General features: G+C 71.8%; 17 protein-coding genes and 2 riboswitches. Of the genes, 11 read left to right on the top strand and 6 right to left on the bottom strand.

The genetic code is table 11. The features are described from left to right. The first annotated feature begins 1 nt into the window (after window position 1). The 7 genes from ACIBP6_RS13430 (at window position 2) to ACIBP6_RS13400 (ending at window position 9,449) form a co-directional block, all read left to right on the top strand. On the top strand, window positions 2-2,506 hold the full coding sequence (locus tag ACIBP6_RS13430) for a sugar phosphate nucleotidyltransferase (protein ID WP_397051861.1): 2,505 nt from the start codon (window positions 2-4) through the stop codon (window positions 2,504-2,506). Between the two features lie 248 nt (window positions 2,507-2,754). Next, window positions 2,755-3,267, top strand: a complete 513-nt coding sequence (locus tag ACIBP6_RS13425; RefSeq protein ID WP_132608925.1) for an FHA domain-containing protein — start codon at window positions 2,755-2,757, stop codon at window positions 3,265-3,267. Window positions 3,268-3,328: 61 nt separating this feature from the next. Then, on the top strand, window positions 3,329-3,982 hold the full coding sequence (gene ftsR, locus ACIBP6_RS13420; protein WP_397051858.1) for a transcriptional regulator FtsR: 654 nt from the start codon (window positions 3,329-3,331) through the stop codon (window positions 3,980-3,982). Between the two features lie 132 nt (window positions 3,983-4,114). Continuing rightward, entirely contained in the window at window positions 4,115-4,585 is a 471-nt protein-coding gene (locus ACIBP6_RS13415; protein WP_090771501.1) for a bifunctional nuclease family protein, read from the top strand. Between the two features lie 147 nt (window positions 4,586-4,732). Next, a complete protein-coding gene (locus ACIBP6_RS13410) occupies window positions 4,733-5,353 on the top strand; it encodes a MerR family transcriptional regulator (protein WP_111175690.1) in 621 nt (206 codons plus the stop codon). An 84-nt stretch (window positions 5,354-5,437) separates the two neighbouring features. After that, window positions 5,438-5,534: riboswitch (glycine riboswitch) on the top strand. Then, window positions 5,535-5,629: riboswitch (glycine riboswitch) on the top strand. A 57-nt stretch (window positions 5,630-5,686) separates the two neighbouring features. After that, window positions 5,687-8,518, top strand: a complete 2,832-nt coding sequence (gene gcvP, locus ACIBP6_RS13405) for an aminomethyl-transferring glycine dehydrogenase (protein WP_397051856.1) — start codon at window positions 5,687-5,689, stop codon at window positions 8,516-8,518. A gap of 121 nt (window positions 8,519-8,639) precedes the next feature. Then, a complete protein-coding gene (locus ACIBP6_RS13400) occupies window positions 8,640-9,449 on the top strand; it encodes a tetratricopeptide repeat protein (RefSeq protein WP_132608927.1) in 810 nt (269 codons plus the stop codon). A 6-nt stretch (window positions 9,450-9,455) separates the two neighbouring features. Here the strand turns inward: ACIBP6_RS13400 and ACIBP6_RS13395 are convergent, their stop codons facing one another. Beyond that, a complete protein-coding gene (locus tag ACIBP6_RS13395) occupies window positions 9,456-9,800 on the bottom strand; it encodes a hypothetical protein (protein ID WP_397051854.1) in 345 nt (114 codons plus the stop codon). Between the two features lie 81 nt (window positions 9,801-9,881). Here ACIBP6_RS13395 and ACIBP6_RS13390 point away from each other — a divergent pair, with 81 nt between their 5' ends. Further along, window positions 9,882-10,472, top strand: coding sequence for an alpha/beta hydrolase family protein (locus tag ACIBP6_RS13390; protein ID WP_397051852.1), 591 nt, complete (start codon window positions 9,882-9,884; stop codon window positions 10,470-10,472). A 21-nt stretch (window positions 10,473-10,493) separates the two neighbouring features. On the opposite strand, the gene ACIBP6_RS13385 is transcribed toward ACIBP6_RS13390, so the two are convergent. Together ACIBP6_RS13385 and ACIBP6_RS13380 are read right to left on the bottom strand one after the other, a co-directional pair. Next, window positions 10,494-10,685, bottom strand: coding sequence for a DUF5999 family protein (locus ACIBP6_RS13385; protein ID WP_132608962.1), 192 nt, complete (start codon window positions 10,683-10,685; stop codon window positions 10,494-10,496). Window positions 10,686-10,885: 200 nt separating this feature from the next. Then, on the bottom strand, window positions 10,886-11,446 hold the full coding sequence (locus tag ACIBP6_RS13380) for a TetR/AcrR family transcriptional regulator C-terminal domain-containing protein (RefSeq protein WP_397051850.1): 561 nt from the start codon (window positions 11,444-11,446) through the stop codon (window positions 10,886-10,888). Between the two features lie 115 nt (window positions 11,447-11,561). Here ACIBP6_RS13380 and ACIBP6_RS13375 point away from each other — a divergent pair, with 115 nt between their 5' ends. Beyond that, window positions 11,562-11,960, top strand: a complete 399-nt coding sequence (locus ACIBP6_RS13375) for a hypothetical protein (RefSeq protein WP_132608931.1) — start codon at window positions 11,562-11,564, stop codon at window positions 11,958-11,960. Between the two features lie 53 nt (window positions 11,961-12,013). Here the strand turns inward: ACIBP6_RS13375 and ACIBP6_RS13370 are convergent, their stop codons facing one another. The 3 genes from ACIBP6_RS13370 to ACIBP6_RS13360 form a co-directional block, all read right to left on the bottom strand. Continuing rightward, window positions 12,014-13,348 (bottom strand): RNA polymerase sigma factor, encoded by a 1,335-nt coding sequence (locus ACIBP6_RS13370; RefSeq protein WP_397051848.1) that lies wholly within the window; start codon window positions 13,346-13,348, stop codon window positions 12,014-12,016. A 179-nt stretch (window positions 13,349-13,527) separates the two neighbouring features. Continuing rightward, complete coding sequence (locus tag ACIBP6_RS13365) at window positions 13,528-13,845, bottom strand: hypothetical protein (protein ID WP_397051846.1); 318 nt, start codon at window positions 13,843-13,845, stop codon at window positions 13,528-13,530. 43 nt (window positions 13,846-13,888) lie between these two features. Next, entirely contained in the window at window positions 13,889-15,037 is a 1,149-nt protein-coding gene (locus tag ACIBP6_RS13360) for an AMP-binding protein (protein ID WP_397051844.1), read from the bottom strand. Window positions 15,038-15,119: 82 nt separating this feature from the next. Here ACIBP6_RS13360 and ACIBP6_RS13355 point away from each other — a divergent pair, with 82 nt between their 5' ends. After that, the gene (locus ACIBP6_RS13355; protein WP_246074432.1) at window positions 15,120-16,013 is read left to right on the top strand and encodes an o-succinylbenzoate synthase; all 894 of its coding nucleotides are present in this window, start codon (window positions 15,120-15,122) and stop codon (window positions 16,011-16,013) included. After that, complete coding sequence (gene menD, locus ACIBP6_RS13350; protein ID WP_397051842.1) at window positions 16,010-17,671, top strand: 2-succinyl-5-enolpyruvyl-6-hydroxy-3-cyclohexene-1-carboxylic-acid synthase; 1,662 nt, start codon at window positions 16,010-16,012, stop codon at window positions 17,669-17,671. The genes ACIBP6_RS13355 and menD overlap by 4 nt, the downstream gene beginning before the upstream one ends. Window positions 17,672-17,673: the final 2 nt, after the last annotated feature.

Below are 17,673 nucleotides of genomic sequence, written 5' to 3'. Positions count from 1 at the left end.
GGTGAAGGCGGTCGTCATGGCGGGCGGGGAGGGCACTCGGCTGCGTCCGATGACCGCCAACCAGCCCAAGCCCCTGCTCCCCGTGGCCAACCGCCCGATCATGGAACACGTGTTACGCCTGCTCAAGCGGCACGGCGTGACCGAGACCGTGGTGACGCTGCAGTTCCTCGCCGCCCTCGTGCGCAACTACTTCGGCGACGGCGACGAGCTCGGCATGCATCTCCAGTACGCCACCGAGGACGTCCCCCTCGGCACCGCGGGAAGCGTCAAGAACGCCGCCGCCCGGCTCCGCGACGACCGATTCCTCGTCATCTCCGGCGACGCCCTGACGGATATTGATTTGTCCGACATGATCCGTTTTCATCGGGAAAATGGGGCGCTGGTGACGATCGGCCTGAAACGCGTCCCCAACCCGCTCGAATTCGGGATCATCATCGTCGACGACTCCGGCCGCGTGCAGCGCTTCCTGGAGAAGCCCACGTGGGGCCAGGTCTTCTCCGACACCGTCAACACCGGCATCTACGTCATGGAGCCCGAGGTCCTCGACGCCGTCGCCGAGGGCGTGCCGGTCGACTGGTCCGCCGACGTCTTCCCCGCCCTGCTCGCCGGCGGCGCCGCCATCTATGGCTACGTGGCCGACGGCTACTGGGAGGACGTCGGCACCCACGAGAGCTACCTCAAGGCCCAGGCCGACGCCCTGTCGGGCAAGGTCCAGCTCGACATCGGCGGCTTCGAGGTCTCCCCGGGCGTCTGGGTGGCCGACTCGGCCTCGGTCGACCCCGACGCCGTGCTCAAGGGCCCGCTGCTCGTCGGCGACTACGCCAAGGTGGAGGCGGGCGCCGAGCTGCGCGAGTACACCGTGCTCGGCAACAACGCGGTCGTCCGCGAGGGCGCCTTCCTGCACCGCGCGGTCGTCCACGACAACGTCTACCTCGGCCCCGGCGCCCACCTGCGCGGCTGCGTCATCGGCAAGAGTACCGACGTGATGGCCGGCGCCCGCATCGAGGAGAACGCCGTCATCGGCGACGAGTGCGTCATCGAGGCCGAAGCGTACGTCTCCAGCGGCGTCAAGGTCTACCCGTTCAAGACCATCGAGGCCGGCGCGGTCGTCAACACCAGCGTCATCTGGGAGTCGCGCGGCCAGCGCAACCTGTTCGGCCCGCGCGGCGTCAGCGGCCTGGTCAACGTCGAGATCACCACCGAGCTCTGCGTCCGCCTGGCCAGCGCGTACGCCACCACCCTGCGCAAGGGCGCCCACGTCGTCACCTCCCGCGACTGCTCGCTGGCCGCCAGGGCGCTGAAGCGGGCCGTCAACGCCGCGCTGACCGCCAGCGCCATCAACGTGCTCGACCTCGAGGCCGCCCCGATGCCCGTCACCCGCTTCCACACCGCCAGGGAGTCGGCGGCCGGCGGCATCGCCCTGCGCACCACCCCGGGCGACCCGCAGAGCGTGGACATCGTCATCATGGACGGCCGCGGCGCCGACCTGCCGCCGGCCGCCCAGCGCAAGCTGGAGCGGGTCTTCTCCCGCCAGGAGTTCCGCCGCGCCTTCCCCGGCGAGATCGCCGAGCTCACCTACCCGTCCAGGGCCGTCGAGGACTACACCCACGAGCTGCTCACCCACGTCGGCGTGAGCGGCGTACGCGACATGAAGGTGGTCGTCGACTGCGCCGGCGGCACCTCCTCGCTCGTGCTGCCCACGTTGCTCGGGCGGGTCGGCGTCGAGGTGCTCACCGTCAACGCGCGCCTCGACGACGTCTCGCCCACCGAGACGCTGGCCGGCCGCCGCCGCGACCTGCAACGCCTGTCGGAGCTGGTCAGCTCCTCGCGGGCGGCGTTCGGCGTGCGGTTCGACCCGGTCGGCGAGCGCATCGCCCTCGTCGACGAGAAGGGCCAGCTGATCAGCGAGGAACGCGCCCTGCTCGTCGTGCTCGACCTGGTCGCCGCCGAACGCCAGGGCGGCCGGGTGGCCCTGCCGGTCACCACGACCCGGGTCGCCGAGCAGGTCTGCCGCTTCCACGGCGTCCAGGTGCAGTGGACCACCACCTCGCTCGACGCCCTCACCTCGGCGGCCGCCGGCCCGGACATGATCTTCGCCGCCGACGGGCGCGGCGGCTTCGTGGTCCCGGAGTTCAGCCCCGCCATCGACGGGCTGGCCGCGTTCATGCGGCTGCTCGGCCTGGTCGCCCGCACCCGGTTGTCGCTCAGCCAGATCGACGCGCGGATCCCGGAGGTCAAGCTGCTCAAACGCGCCGTGCCGACGCCGTGGGCGGCCAAGGGCGCCGTCATGCGCTCGGTCATGGAGGCCGCCGAGGCCGAGCCCGACGGCTGCCGCATCGACACCACCGACGGCGTCCGGGTGGCCCGTGACGACGGCAGCTGGGTGCTCGTGCTGCCCGCCGCCGCCGAGCCGGTCACCGACCTGTGGGCCGAGGCGTGGGACGTGGACGCCGCCCAGACCCTGCTCGAGCGCTGGGCCCGCATCGTCGAGCAGGCCGCCACCTGATCCCGGAAAAATCCATGCCCGCGACGTGCGCGCGGAGTGCCGCAAGATCGTAATGTTGAAACGCGCGGCGGCATGGACCACGGGGCGGGCGCAGCGGTAACTTTGTCTGCGTCCGACACCCGAGTCCAGCGCCCCGCCTTGACCTTTGCCGCTGATCAGCGTAAGTTGCGGCATTCGCAAACGTGAAAGAGCGAAGGCAGGCGCGCCCGAAAGCACCGTGTCTTCGCGGTAGGAGGCCGAGCCGATCGATGCCGAGCGTCTACTGCACGCAGTGCGGGCACGCCAACCCCGAGGATGCCCGTTTCTGTTCCCGCTGTGGGTCACCGCTGACCAGACCCGAGGTCTCCGGGGACACCACGTCGACGATCTCCGTCGCGGGAATCGAGGCGTACGAGGCTGAGACAGGCGACATGCTCCTGGCCGAGCGGGCGCTCGTCGAGCAGCTCCCGCCCGGCGCGGCGTTGCTCACGGTGACCAGGGGCCCCAACCAGGGCAGCCGTTTCAGGCTGGACAAAGACCTGACCACGACCGGGCGCCACCCGGAGAGCGACATCTTCCTCGACGACATCACGGTCTCCCGCCGCCACGTCGAGTTCTACCGGCACCGCGGGGGCCAGTTCTCCGTGCGCGACGTGGGCAGCCTCAACGGCACCTACGTCAACCGCGAGCGGATCGAGGAGGTTCCGCTGCACTCCGGAGACGAGGTGCAGATCGGCAAGTTCCGCCTTCTTTTCCTGATGCGCGGCAACCCAGGCGCATGAGCGGGCGGAGTGAGCGACCCATGGAGACGTCCCCAGCGGGGGAGCCGTTGCGGGAGGCGGCATGAGCTCACAGGCCGCACGCTCGCACATGAGCATCGGGGAGGTGCTCGCCCTGCTGCAGGGCGAGTTCCCCGATGTCACCGTCTCCAAGATCCGGTTCCTCGAGGGTGAGGGCCTGATCGAGCCCGAGCGCAGCCCGTCCGGCTTCCGCAAGTTCACCCACCTGCACGTCGAGCAGCTCCGCTTCATCCTCACCGAGCAGCGCGACAACTACCTGCCGCTGCGGGTGATCAAGGACAAGATGGCCGAGAGCTTCGGCCGCCCCCGCGTGCTGCAGGACAAGCAGGAGGTCAGGCTCAGCCGGGCCGAGCTGCTGGAGGCTGCCGGCATCGACGAGGAGACCCTCGAGGAGCTCGAAGACTACGGCCTGCTCGCCCCGGTGGCCCGCCGCTACGACGAGGAGGCCCTCACCGTGGCCCGCACCGTCGGCTCGTTGTCCCGCTTCGGCCTGCACGCCCGCCACCTGCGCGCGGTCAAGGCGGCGGCCGAGCGCGAGTGCGGCCTGGTCGAGCAGACCGTCGCCCCCATACTCAAGCGGCGCGCCCCCGGCGCCATCGGCGAGGCCGACGAGGCGGCGAGGGAGCTGTCCACGCTCCTGCTCGATCTGCACGCGTCCCTTGTGCGCACGGGAGTCCGGTCGGTCCTCGGAGGTTGAGGCCGGGGCGAGCTGGGAGGCGGGGGCACATTCCGGGCCCTGCGGGTGTTACGTTGAAACGAAGAGCCATTCAGCCAGAAGCGATGTTCGAAGAGCTGTGCCGGGTGACCGGTCAGGATTACGGAGCAGCCCGTGTTGCAGATGGAGGTCGTGGGCGTAAGAGTTGAGATGCCCACAAATCAGCCGATCGTCTTGCTCAAGGAGGCACACGGGGAACGGTTCCTGCCCATCTGGATCGGCATGACCGAAGCCACGGCCATCGCCCTCGCCCAGGCGGAGGAGCCGCCGCCGCGGCCACTCACTCATGACCTGTTCCGCGACGTGCTGAGCGCCCTCGGCGTCGGCCTGCGGGCGGTCAACATCGTCGCGCTGCGCGACGGCATCTTCTTCGCCGATCTCGTCTTCTCCAACGGCGTGGAGGTCAGCGCCCGGCCGTCCGACTCCATCGCGCTCGCCCTGCGCACGGGGGCGCGCATCTTCGCCAGCGAGGAGGTCGTGCAGGAGGCGGGCGTGATCATCCCCGACGACCAGGAGGACGAGGTGGAGAAGTTCAGGGAGTTCCTTGACACGATCACTCCCGAGGACTTCGGCCGGGCGGGGTAGGTATTTCAGTGCATTTACGCTTCACGACGCGCCGAGCCGGATCGTTGACTGAGCATGGTCACGGTCCTACGGTGCAAGTGAAACCCGTGGCCGCACTTTACCAACCCCCAGATCAGGCCACGGGATGAGAGAAAGCCGGAGGTCCGCGTGGCGGTCAGCAGCGGCGAGGGTAAGACGGCCGGCCAGGAAGATCCGGTGCGGCGCGAGAGTGCGCGGCAGCGTGCCGGGGAGCAGGGCCTGCTCTTCGACGAGCAGCCGGCGACGCTGCCGGACGACATCGGATACCGCGGGCCGACGGCCTGCGCGGCGGCCGGCATCACTTACAGGCAGCTCGACTACTGGGCGCGCACGGGCCTGGTCGAGCCCACGATAAGGGCCGCACAGGGCTCGGGCTCGCAGCGCCTCTACAGCTTCCGCGACATCCTGGTGCTCAAGGTCGTCAAGCGGCTCCTCGACACGGGAGTGTCGCTGCAGCAGATCCGCACGGCCGTGCAGCACCTGCGTGACCGCGGCGTCGCCGACCTCGCGCAGATCACCCTCATGAGCGACGGCGTCAGCGTCTACGAGTGCACCTCCGCAGACGAGGTGATCGACCTGCTCCAGGGCGGCCAGGGCGTGTTCGGCATCGCGCTCGGCCGGGTCTGGCGAGAGGTCGAGGGCTCCCTCGCGGAGCTGCCGGGGGAACGCGCGGCGGTCGAGGACACCGTCCCGGCCGACCACCCCGCTGACGAACTCGCCCGCCGGCGCCGCGCGCGCCGCATCGGCTGATCCGGGCTCCCGCGACAGGCCGGCGAACCCGGCCGATCCTCACCATCCCGGCGCACCGTAGTAATCTAGGACGGGTAAGGCTGACGACCCCGTGCGGGAGAGTCCCCGGGCACTGATCCCGGGGCGCCGAAGGAGCAACCCTCCCCGGAATCTCTCAGGCATCCGGTACCGCTGGGCGAGGCAACTCTGGAAAGCAGGCGCGTTCGCCAGACGCGCCTCACCGACGGTGCAAGCCCCACCGGGGTGAAGCTCTCAGGTCCCGTTGACAGAGGGGGAGATCCGGCACTCGCCCGCGCCCTGGCGCCGGTCTCCATAGCCTCGGGAGGCACCTCCATGACCGACCTGACCGCACCGCCCTTCTCGTCCCGGCACATCGGGCCCTCGGAGTCCGAGCAGCAGCGCATGCTCGAGGCCGTCGGCTTCGAGTCCGTGGCGGACCTGGTGGCGGTGGCCGTGCCCGAGGCCATCAGGGCCAAGGACAGCCTCAAGCTGCCCGCCGCGATCGGCGAGGCCGAGGCCATCGCCGAGCTGCGCGCCCTGGCCGGGCGCAACCGCGTGCTCACCTCCATGATCGGCCTGGGCTACTACGACACCGTCACGCCCGCCGTCATCCGGCGCAACCTGCTGGAGAACCCGGGCTGGTACACCGCGTACACGCCGTACCAGCCGGAGATCTCGCAGGGCCGTCTCGAGGCGCTGCTGAACTTCCAGACGGTCGTCTCCGACCTCACCGGCCTGCCGGTGGCCGGCGCGTCGCTGCTCGACGAGGGCACGGCCGCCGCCGAGGCCATGACGCTGGCCCGCCGGGCGGGCAAGTCGAAGAGCTCGGTGTTCGTGATCGACGCCGACGCGCTGCCGCAGACCAAGGCCGTGCTGGCCACCCGCGCCGAGCCGCTCGGCATCACCCTCGTGGAGCACGCGCTGGACGGCGAGCTGCCCGAGTGCTTCGGCGTGCTCGTCCAGTATCCGGGCGCCTCCGGGCGGGTGCGCGACTTCCGCGCCGTGGCCGTCGCCGCGCACGAGGCGGGCGCGCTCGTCGTGGCCGCCGCCGACCTGCTGGCCCTGACGCTCGTGGCCGCCCCAGGGGAGCTGGGCGCCGACATCGCGATCGGCTCCTCGCAGCGGTTCGGCGTGCCGTTCGGGTTCGGCGGGCCGCACGCCGCCTACATGTCCGTACGCGAGGGGCTGCAGCGGCAGCTGCCGGGCCGCCTGGTCGGCGTGTCGGTGGACGCCGACGGCGGCCCCGCCTACCGGCTGGCCCTGCAGACCCGCGAGCAGCACATCCGCCGCGAGAAGGCCACCAGCAACATCTGCACCGCCCAGGTCCTGCTCGCCGTCATCGCCAGCATGTACGCCGTCTACCACGGCCCCGAGGGCCTGCGCCGCATCGCCCACCGGGTGCACCGGTACGCCGTCGTCCTGGCCGACGGGCTGCGCCGGGCCGGGGTCGAGGTCGTGCACGACGAGTTCTTCGACACCGTGCTGGCCCGCGTGCCCGGCCGGGCCGCCGAGGTCGTGGCCGCCGCCGCCGAGCGGGGCGTCAACCTCTGGCAGGCCGGCGCCGACCACGTCTCCGTCTCCTGCGACGAGAAGACCGGCGCCGCCGAGATCGCCAAGGTGTGGGCCGCCTTCGGCGCGCCCGCCGCCGGTGTGGACATCGAGGGCGCCGCCGACGCGCTGCCTCACACGCTGCTGCGCGAGAGCGACTACCTCACGCACCCCGTCTTCCACCAGTACCGCTCCGAGACGGCGATGCTGCGCTACCTGCGCAAGCTCCAGGACAAGGACATCGCCCTCGACCGCTCCATGATCCCGCTCGGCTCCTGCACGATGAAGCTGAACGCGACCACCGAGATGGAGCCCATCACCTGGCCGGAGTTCGCCGCGATCCACCCGTACGCGCCGGAGGAGCAGTCCGAGGGCTATCGCGAGCTGATCGGCACGCTGGAGAGCTGGCTGGCCGAGGTGACCGGCTACGACGCCGTCTCCATCCAGCCGAACGCCGGCTCCCAGGGCGAGTTCGCCGGCCTGCTGGCCATCCGCGCCTACCACCGCGCGGGCGGCCAGGGTGAGCGCGACGTCTGCCTCATCCCGTCCTCCGCCCACGGCACGAACGCCGCCAGCGCCGTCATGGCCGGCATGCGGGTCGTCGTCGTGGCCTGCGACGACAACGGCAACGTCGACCTAGCCGACCTCGACGCCAAGATCGCCAAGCACCGTGACGCCCTCGCGGCGATCATGGTGACGTACCCGTCGACGCACGGCGTGTACGAGGAGACCATCACCGAGATCTGCGAGAAGGTGCACGAGGCCGGTGGCCAGGTGTACGTCGACGGCGCCAACCTCAACGCCCTGGTCGGCCTGGCCAAGCCGGGCGCGTTCGGCGCCGACGTGTCCCACCTCAACCTGCACAAGACCTTCTGCATCCCGCACGGCGGCGGCGGCCCCGGCGTCGGCCCGGTCGCGGTGCGCGCGCACCTGGCCGACTACCTGCCCGGCCACCCGCTGCGTGACGGCGCCCCGGTCGGTCCGGTCTCGGCGGCCCCGTACGGATCGGCGGGCATCCTGCCGATCTCGTGGGCGTACGCCAGGATGATGGGCGGCGAGGGCCTCAAGGCGGCCACCGAGCAGGCCATCCTGTCGGCGAACTACCTGGCCAGGCGCCTGGCCCCGCACTACCCGGTGCTCTACACCGGCCGCGGCGGCCTGGTGGCGCACGAGTGCATCGTCGACCTGCGGCAGATCACCAAGGAGACGGGCGTCACCGTGGACGACGTGGCCAAGCGGCTCATCGACTACGGGTTCCACGCGCCGACCATGTCGTTCCCGGTGGCCGGCACGCTCATGATCGAGCCGACCGAGAGCGAGGACCTCGGCGAGCTCGACCGGTTCGTCGACGCCATGATCGCCATCCGCGGCGAGATCGCCAAGGTGGCCTCCGGCGACTACGACAAGAGCGACAACCCGCTGCGCAACGCCCCGCACACGGCCGCGGCGGTCACCGCTGACGAGTGGCCGCACCCGTACACCCGCAGCGAGGCGGCCTACCCGGTGCCCTCGCTGCGCGACGGGAAGTACTGGGTGCCGGTGCGCCGCATCGACCAGGCCTACGGCGACCGCAACCTGGTCTGCTCCTGCCCGCCCCTCGAGGCGTACGAGGACTGAGCCCGCGCGCCGAAGGACCGGCCGGGGCCGACCGATCCGGCCAGTCCTTCGGCGGCAAGTGGGCAGACATGATCGCCGGAAATCGTTAGGCTCGGGGCGACCGTCGCCCCGAGGAGCCTCCTTGACGTCATCAGAGCTGCAGACCTCGCCCCTCGACACCGCCCGCCTGCTCGCCGAACGCGGAGACCTCGAGGGCGCCGCCGCCATCCTGTCCGAGCTCGCCGCCGACCACGAGGAGCCCGACCGGGCGCAGGCCGCCGTCGGGCTGGCCGTGGTGCTGGAGCAACGCGGCGAGGTCGAGGCCGCCAGGGCCGCCGCCCGCACCGCGCTGGCCACCGGGCATCCCGAGTTCGCCGCCCAGGCCGCCTGCCACCTCGCCCAGGGCTTCGAACGCGAGGGGCGCGACGACCAGGCCAGGGCCGCCTGGCAGGCCGTGCTGGGCGTCGGCACGGCCGCGTACGTGCCGCTGGCCCACCTCGCGCTGGCCCGGCTGGCCGTGCGGGCGCAGAACCTGGAGGAGGCCGAGCGGGAGTTCCGCGCCGCCATGGAGACGAGCATGGAGGCGGGTGACGAGGGGGTCGGCGCTCACGCGGCGCAGCAGCTCGCGGACCTGATGATGGAGCACGGCGAGCCGGGGGCGGCCGCCGAGGTGCTGCTGGACGCCCTGGAGTTCGCGCCCGCGGACGAGATGCCGGGGCTGCGCGTCCAGCTCGGCATCGCGCATCTGGAGCTGGCCTGCGCCGAGTTCGCCGAGAGCCTGGAGGACGGCGCCGACCCGCGCACGGGCGCCCTGGCGATCGAGCTGCTGGCGCGCACGCTTCCGCTGCGCGGGCGCGCCGACGACGCCGACCGGGTCTGGACGTACGGGCTGGAGCACGAGGACGAGACGCTGGCCGCGGAGGTGCGGCTGCGTTACCAGCGCGACGCCTGACCGGTCTCAGGGGCGGCGGATGATCGCCACCGCGGCGGCCACGTTGATGACCACGATCGCCAGCCACACGATCAACAGGCCGACCCCTCCTGCCTGCGCCGCCCCGATGGCCGTCAGCGGGATGCCGAGGCCCATCGAGCCCAGCGCGAGCGGGATCAGCTGCGAGGCCGGCGGCTTCCTGCGCGGGGCGGCCCCGTGGTGGTCGAGCTCCGCGCGTACGCGGGCGGTGATCGTCGCGTCGATGCGGTCGACGAACGAGTCGATGAGCGCGGGCTCGTAGTCGGGGCCGAGGTCGCGGCGCGCGTCGAGAGTGGCCTGCAGCTCGTCCCGGAGCGGGCGTGTGTCTGGCATGAGTGCATCATCCAGCCTGGGAGCCTCGCCGTCATCAGACCTGAGAGCCAACTTGGCATCCTCCCCAGGTACGGTGCTGGCATGCAGGTGATGACGCCGCGGGGGCCGGCGCTGGTCGAGATCGACGAGGCCGCGCGGCCGCGGCTGCTGCTGGTGCTGACCCACGGGTCGGCCGGCGGCGTCGACGCTCCCGACCTGCTGGCCGTCCGCGACGCCGCGCTCGCCGTGGGCGCCAGCGTGGCCAGGGTGACACAGGCGTTCCGGGTGGCGGGGGCGCGGGCGCCCGGCTCGCCGGCCCGGCAGGACGAGGCGTGGGAGGCCGTCCTGGACGAGCTGCGTACGCGCCTGCCCGGTCTGCCCGTCGTGCAGGGCGGGCGGAGCAACGGGGCGCGGGTCGCCTGCCGTACGGCGAAGGCGGTCGGCGCGGCGGCGGTCGTGGCGCTGGCCTTCCCGCTGCACCCGCCGGGGAAGCCGGATCGCTCCCGGGCCGGCGAGCTGCGCGGCGCCGGAGTGGACGTGCTGGTCGTCAACGGGGACCGTGACCCGTTCGGCGTGCCCGACGCCGAGGACGCCGCGCGCCTGGTGGTGCTGCCGGGGGAGGGGCACGACCTGAAGCGTGACCCCGCCCGGGTGGGTGAGATCGTGGCGGAGTGGATCACCCGCTACGCGTAGCCGGGATCGCCTCCGGGTGAGTCAGACCGCGCCGGCCACGGGCCGGTGCGGCGCGATGACGATGCCGCTGGGCAGCAGCTCACCGGTGTCCTCGAACAGGACGACGCCGTTGCAGAGAAGGCTCCACCCCTGCTCGGGGTGGCAGGCGAGGGTGCGTGCCGCCTCACGGTCCGGTGCCTCGGCGTCCGGACAGGGTGGGTCGTGCGGGCACATCATCGTGCCTCCGGATATCTCGTGGGTGCTCCCGGTGACCTGGGGTGGGAGCCTGGCTCGGGTTGTTCCTGGCAAGTGTGCGACGCGTGCCACGCGTTCGGACATAGCCCCTTTTGACTGTTACAGGAGGATCCCCGGAACGTGTGACCTTTGACACAGCGTGCCTTATGCAGGATAACGGGCCAAGCGCGACACGCGCATCACGTTTGCAATCCCTTGAGCAAAGCGTCGAGTCCGCGCTCGAAGTCCATATCGGCTCTTTCGTCCCGCCTGACCCACTGGTCGACCGCGGGGTCGGCCCAGCCGGACTGCTGCACCTCGACGGCCACGCTGCCGAACACGAACGCCCGCAGCGCGCGTACGGCCTCGGCGGCGTTGTCCAGGCCCGCCTCGGCCAGTTGCTCGGTCTGCTCCCTGACGGCCACGGCGGTGGCTCCCTTGGGCGGCTTGGTCAGCGCCAGCGCGAGCACGCCGGGATGCTCGCGCAGCAGCTCACGGCCCGCCCTGCACCACGCCTTGGCCGTCTGCTGCCAGGTGGGGCCCGGCTCGACGTGGACGGCCGTGACGTGCTCGGCCAGGGCGTCCATCAGCGCCTCCTTGCCCCGGGGGAGGTGGTGGTAGATCGCCATGGCCTCCACCTCCAGGGCGTCGCCCAGGCGGCGCATGGTGAGCCGGCGCAGGCCCTGGCTGTCGGCGATGTGGAGCGCGGCCTCGATGATGCGCTCGCGGGAGAGGGGGACGGACGGTCGTTTGGCGGGCATGGTGATCATCTTACTATGTAAAGGCGGTCGCTCCAGGGCGATTTCCGCCCGTGTCGCGCGACGGCGTACTCTTGCCGGTGAACGAGTGAACGTACAGCGTGAAGGGGCCGGTTCGATGGCGTTTTTCCGTCCGCGGGTGAGCCGGGAGGCAGAGGTCCGCTACCACGCGGACCAGGAGATCTCCAAGGGGTTCCCCGAGCTGCTCGACAAGGCCCGCGAGGCCGAGGCGACGCTGCGTGAGCTGCGTGCGGCCGGGGCCGACGACCTCGAGCTGATGGCCGCCGGCATCGCCTTCGACAAGGCGCTGACCGAGGCGCTGCGGGCGGCGGAGGCGGGCCAGCGGGCCACGTTCGGCGTGAAGTCCTACGACGACCGCATCGCGCGCCGCAAGGCCAAGGCCACGCCGGCCGGGGCCATGTGGACCTCCGAGGTCGAGCGGCTGCGCACGCTGCGCGAGGAGAACCGGATGTGGGGCATCCCGAGGATCCCGCGCCCGGTCCCCGCCACCCGCTAGCGTCCCAGCACGCGAAAGAGCCCCGGCCGGGGAGGCCGGGGCTCTTCGGTGTCTCAGCTGGCCCAGTCGAGCAGCGGGCGCGTGTTGCTCGGGTGGCGCAGCTTGGAGAGCGACTCCTTCTCCAGCTGGCGGATCCGCTCCCGGGTCAGGCCCAGGTGCTTGCCGATCTCGTCGAGGGTGTGCGGCTTGCCGTCCACCAGGCCGAAGCGCAGAGCCATGATCTTCGACTCGCGCGGCGAGAGGTTGTCGAGCACGCCCCGCAGCTGGTCGCCCAGCAGCTGGCGGTCGACGATCTCCGACGCCTCCGGCGAGTCGACGTCCTCGATGAGGTCGCCGATCGTGGTCTCGCCGTCCTCGCCGATCGTGGCGTTCAGCGAGATCGGCTGGCGGCTCGTGCGCAGCAGCTCCTCGATCTGGTCGGGGGTCTTGTCGAGCTCGACGGCCAGCTCCTCGGGCGTGGGCTCACGGCCCAGGCGCTGGTGCATGTCACGCTCGATCCGCGACAGCTTCGACAGCATCTCCAGTACGTGCACGGGCAGCCGGATGGTGCGCGCCGAGTCGGCGAAGCCGCGCTGGATGGCCTGCCTGATCCACCACATGGCGTACGTGGAGAACTTGAAGCCCTTGGTGTAGTCGAACTTCTCCACCGCCCTGATCAGTCCCAGGTTGCCTTCCTGGACGACGTCCAGCAGGGACATGCCGCGGTCGGTGTACTTCTTGGCCACCGAGACCACCAGGCGGAGGTTGGCCTCCAGCATGTGGTCCTTGGCCTCCTTGCCGTCCTCCACGACCATGTACAGGTCGTCCTTGAGGGAGTCCGGCAGGTCGGGGTGGGTCTCCAGCTTGTACTCGGCGTACAGGCCTGCCTCGATCCGGCGGGCCAGCTCGACCTCCTGCGCCGCGGTGAGCAGCGTGCGGCGGCCGATGGACTTCAGGTAGGTGTGCACCGAGTCGCCCATGACGGACTGGGTGTCGTCGAGGTCCATCTGCTCGTTGTCGACGTCCTCGGTGAGCGCCACGTCGTCGGGGACGTCCTCGAGGTGCTCGGGCTTGGGCTCCGATGGGGTGACGCCCCTGGCGGCGTCGGCGGTTTTTGCCTCCGCGGCCTTGCGGCCGGTAGTCTTCGAGCGCGAGGTCTTCTTGGTCGTCGCCGTATTCTTCTGGCTGGTCTTCCTGGGGGCAGTGCTGGCGGACGCCTCGTTCTCGGCGGCCAGGCTCACGCCGGCCTCTGACAGTTCCCGCAGGATGGTGCGGCCTTCAGAGGGGCTGATGCCGGTCTTCGCGAACGCGTCACGCAGCTCCGCCAGAGAAAGGTGACCCTGGGCTCGCCCTCGTTCAAGGAGCTGGTCGAGAGTTGCTGGTGGGGTCGCCACGGCGGTTCTGGGCATGAGGACACCTCCTCCGTACGGAGTCGAAGCGATCAGGCTTGTTGTGGTGGGGCGGCTTCGTTGCTCGCACGGCGCACCAGTAGCAATAACGCCAATCGCCGTCATTTGTTCCCGTGCGCACGTTGCAGGGTAAAAAAAGGGACAGAACGCCCACTATGCCAACCGTGCGCGGCCCGGACTTATTCCGCGAGCTGCTCCTCGTCCAAGGTGATCACCGGCATCGGCATGGGCTCGGCGTGCTCCATGCGCTCGTCGGTCCAGTGTTCGAGGACCTCGCCGGGGTTGGGGTTGACCTGCGTCGAGACGACGATGTCGTCCTCGGACGGCCCTGCGGACGGGGTCGTCGAGCCCTGCGGGGCCTTCTCCACCACGGCCCGGGTCTCCCTCGCCACCTGGTCGAGCTTGCCCGCCGAAGCGGCCGCCGCGACTGAGGCTCCCCCGACGACGATCACGCCGACGATGGCCGCGGATGCCCACATCTTGCGGGTCTCGTCCATAAAAGGCTCCCTCCTTCTCCCTCTATGACGCAGCCGCAACTCGTCAGGTTCCTGCCCTCAGGCGCATCAGGTCGGTTTTGCCGTTGGGCAGCAGAGGCAGCCGGGGAACCAGCCGCAGGCCACGGGGCGCCGCATGCGGGGGAAGCCTATCGCGGCAATATGCCCGCAATTGCGAAAGCGTGGGGGGCGTGTCGGGCGTGACGGGGACCACGACGGCGGTGACCGCCTCGCCCCATTCGGGGTCGGGCGTGCCGATCACGGCCACGTCGGCCACCTCGGGGTGGGTGGCGAGGACGGCGGTCACGGCGCCGGCCACGACCTTCTCGCCGCCGGTGTTGATGACGTCGTCGGCCCGGCCCAGCACGCGCAGCCGGCCGCCGTGGAGCTCGCCCAGGTCGGAGGTGACGAACCAGCCGCCGTCCAGCGGCATGGGCGGGTCGGCGAAGCGGTAGCCGGAGAACAGCACCGCCCCGGAGATCCTGATCAGGCCGTCGTCGCCGATTTTGAGATCTACGCCGTAAAGGGGCAGGCCGTCGTACACGCAGCCGCCGCACGTCTCGCTCATCCCGTACGTCGTGACGATCCGTGCGCCGAGGTCGCGGGCCTGATCGAGCAGCCCCGCACGGGGCGCGGCGCCGCCGAGCAGGATCGTCCTGAACACCGACAGGTCGGCTCCGAGCTCGACCAGCCGGTGGAGCTGGGTCGGCACGAGCGAGACGTGGTCGGCGCCCGAGGACAGCACCGCGTGCGGGTCGAAGCCGGAGTGGATGATCGGCTCGCTCCCTGACAGCAGGGCCCGGACGAGGACCTGCAGGCCGGAGACGTGGGCGACGGGCAGGCAGCACAGCCAGCGATCGCCCTTCGAGGCCTCGACGCGGCGCAGCGAGGCCGCCGCGGAGGTCCGCAGCGCCGTGGCCGACAGCATCACGCCCTTGGGGGCGCCGGTGCTGCCGCTGGTGGCGATGACGACCGCGACGTCATCGGGGACGCCGGCGCCGCCGTCGAGCGCCTCGCCGTCGGCGTGAGTGGGGCGCAGCGAGGCGATCGCTCCGATGGAGTGGCCGGGTGACAGCGGGAGCACGGCCGGGCCGTCGCCGTCGAGCGCATCGCGGATCGCCGTGAAGAGGGCGGGGCCCGGAGGCCGCACGAGGGCGTGCAGCGGGCGGTCCGGATGCGACGGGTTCCTCCACATGCTCGTAAGGTTAGTGGCGACAGTTTCGAACACAGGCGCAGGGAGGGTCGTGACGCGTTCTCCCGTGGTCTTCCGCATCCCGATGCGTACGCGGTTCCGGGGGCAGACCGTCAGGGAAGGGGTGCTGCTGCACGGCCCGGCGGGGTGGGGCGAGTTCTCGCCGTTCCCCGAGTACGGCCCGCGCGAGTGCGCCCGCTGGCTGGCGTGCGCCCGTGAGGCGGCGTTCGAGGGCTGGCCGGAGCCGGTGCGCGACCGCGTGCCGGTCAACGCGACCGTACCCGCGGTCGACCCCGAGCAGGCCTACGACATCGTGCGCCGCTCCGGGTGCGGCACGGCCAAGGTGAAGGTGGCCGAGCGCGGCCAGACGTTCGACGACGACGTGGCCCGGGTGGAGGCCGTACGCGACGCGCTGGGCCCCTCGGGCAAGCTGCGCGTCGACGTCAACGGCGCCTGGGAGGTCGACGAGGCCGTGCGGCGGCTCAAACGGCTCGACCGCTTCGACCTGGAATACGCCGAGCAGCCGTGCGCAACGCTGGAGGAGCTGGCGGCGGTGCGCCGGGCGTGCGACGTGCCGATCGCGGCCGACGAGTCCATCCGCAGGGCGGAGGATCCGCTGCGGGTGCGGGCGGCCGAGGCCGCCGACATCGCCGTGGTCAAGGTGCAGCCGCTCGGCGGGGTGCGCGACGCGCTGCGGGTGGTGGAGGCGTGCGGGTTGCCCGCGGTCGTCTCCAGCGCCGTGGAGACGTCCGTGGGGCTGGCCGCAGGGGTGGCGCTGGCGGCGGCGCTGCCGTCGCTGCCGTACGCGTGCGGGCTCGGCACGATGTCCCTGCTTGCGGGCGACGTCGTGGAGGACTCGCTGGTGCCGGTGAACGGCGAGCTGGCGGTCCGCCGTCCCCCGGTGAATTTTCAGCATTTGTCGGCATTTGAGATCGAATCTCCCCAGTGGCTTCGCCGGATGCAGGAGGCGTCACGTTGAACCCCGCCACCGCGCTCGCCACGGTGCTGATCGACGAGCTGGTGCGCTGCGGCCTGACCGACGTGGTGCTGGCGCCCGGCTCCCGCTCCGCCCCGCTGGCCATGGCGCTGCACGCCGAGTCGCGGGTGCGGCTGCACGTCCGCATCGACGAGCGCTCGGCGTCCTTCCTGGCGCTGGGGCTGGCCAGGCGCTCCGAGCGGCCGGTCGCGCTGATCTGCTCCTCCGGCACCGCCGCCGCCAACTTCCACCCGGCCGTGATCGAGGCCGCCGAGTCCGGCGTGCCGCTGCTCGTGCTGACCGCCGACCGGCCGCCCGAACTGCGCGGCACCGGCGCCAACCAGACGATCGACCAGCTCAAGCTGTACGGCGCCGCGGCCCGCTGGTTCGCCGAGGTCGGCGTGCCGGAGGACCGGCCCGGCCAGGTGGCCTACTGGCGGTCGCTGGCCTGCCGCGCCTACCAGCGCGCCGCCGGCCCGTACGACCCCGGCCCGGTCCACCTCAACCTGGCCTTCAGGGAGCCGCTCATACCGGACGGCGACCCGAGCTGGAGCGAGCCGCTCGAAGGCGCGGCGGGCGGGCCCTGGGTGCGCGCCCGGGTCGCGCCGCCGCCCGTGGCCCTGCACCTGCCGCCCACCCGGCGCGGCGTGCTCGTGGTCGGCGACGGCGCCGCCAACGTGCGCCGTTACGTCGCGGCGGCCGGCATGGCCGGCTGGCCGGTGCTGTCGGAGCCGAACGGCGGCGGGCGCTACGGCGACCACGCCATCTCCACCTACCACCACCTGCTCGGCACGCCGGAGTTCGCCGGCGCCTACCGGCCCGACGTGGTCGTCACGCTGGGCCGCCCCGGGCTGTCGAAGCCGCTGCTGGCCTGGCTGCGGCAGGCCGGGGAGCACATCGTGGTGGCGCCCGGCCTCGACCGCTGGCCCGACCCGACCCGCTCGGCCACGCAGGTGGCGCAGGCCGTGGAGATCCCGGTCGCCGCGGGCGACGACAGCTGGCTGAACGCCTGGCGGCAGGCCGACCGGGCGGCCAGAGGAGCGGTGGACGAGGTGCTCGACCTGTCGGGCACCAGCGAGCCGCGCATCGCCCGCGACCTGGCGGACGCCCTGCCGAACGGCTCGCTGCTGTTCTGCGGCTCCTCGATGCCGATCCGCGACCTCGACCAGGCCATGCGGCCCCGGCGCGGCCTGCGGCTCATGGCCAACCGGGGGGCCTCCGGCATCGACGGGCTGGTGTCCACCGCGATGGGGGCGGCGCTGGCCCACAACGGCCCGTCGTACGCGCTGATGGGCGACCTGTCGTTCCTGCACGACCAGAACGGGCTCGTGCTCGGGCCCCGCGAGCCGCGGCCCGACCTGTGCCTCGTGGTGGTCAACAACGACGGAGGCGGCATCTTCTCGCTGCTGCCTCAGGCGGCCGTGCGCGACCCGTTCGAGCGGGTCTTCGGCACGCCGCACGGCGTGGAGCTCGGATACGTCGCCGCGGCGACGGGCACGCCGTACACGCTGGTGGGCGACGTCAGCGAGCTGCCCAAGGCGCTGCGCGGCGAGGGGCCGCGGGTGGTGGAGGTGCGTACGGACCGCGAGGAGAACGCGCTCGTGCACGCCCGCCTCACCGAGGCCGCGCAGCAGGCCGTGCGCGCGTTCCTGGCGGGCTGAGG

It is taken from the genome of Nonomuraea terrae (genome assembly GCF_044465245.1).
Classification (GTDB): domain Bacteria; phylum Actinomycetota; class Actinomycetes; order Streptosporangiales; family Streptosporangiaceae; genus Nonomuraea; species Nonomuraea terrae.
The sequence above is the reverse complement of the archived record's forward strand: the minus strand, read 5'-3'. Positions and strand labels throughout refer to the sequence as shown.

Coding starts and splice junctions, on each gene's coding strand:
- ACIBP6_RS13425 (WP_132608925.1), top strand. CDS start 2,755: ATGCCGAGCGTCTACTGCACGCAGTGCGGGCACGCCAACCCCGAGGAT.
- ftsR (WP_397051858.1), top strand. CDS start 3,329: ATGAGCTCACAGGCCGCACGCTCGCACATGAGCATCGGGGAGGTGCTC.
- gcvP (WP_397051856.1), top strand. CDS start 5,687: ATGACCGACCTGACCGCACCGCCCTTCTCGTCCCGGCACATCGGGCCC.
- ACIBP6_RS13395 (WP_397051854.1), bottom strand. CDS start 9,800: ATGCCAGACACACGCCCGCTCCGGGACGAGCTGCAGGCCACTCTCGAC.
- ACIBP6_RS13390 (WP_397051852.1), top strand. CDS start 9,882: ATGCAGGTGATGACGCCGCGGGGGCCGGCGCTGGTCGAGATCGACGAG.
- ACIBP6_RS13385 (WP_132608962.1), bottom strand. CDS start 10,685: ATGTGCCCGCACGACCCACCCTGTCCGGACGCCGAGGCACCGGACCGT.
- ACIBP6_RS13380 (WP_397051850.1), bottom strand. CDS start 11,446: ATGCCCGCCAAACGACCGTCCGTCCCCCTCTCCCGCGAGCGCATCATC.
- ACIBP6_RS13375 (WP_132608931.1), top strand. CDS start 11,562: ATGGCGTTTTTCCGTCCGCGGGTGAGCCGGGAGGCAGAGGTCCGCTAC.
- ACIBP6_RS13370 (WP_397051848.1), bottom strand. CDS start 13,348: ATGCCCAGAACCGCCGTGGCGACCCCACCAGCAACTCTCGACCAGCTC.
- ACIBP6_RS13365 (WP_397051846.1), bottom strand. CDS start 13,845: ATGGACGAGACCCGCAAGATGTGGGCATCCGCGGCCATCGTCGGCGTG.
- ACIBP6_RS13360 (WP_397051844.1), bottom strand. CDS start 15,037: ATGTGGAGGAACCCGTCGCATCCGGACCGCCCGCTGCACGCCCTCGTG.
- ACIBP6_RS13355 (WP_246074432.1), top strand. CDS start 15,120: ATGCGTACGCGGTTCCGGGGGCAGACCGTCAGGGAAGGGGTGCTGCTG.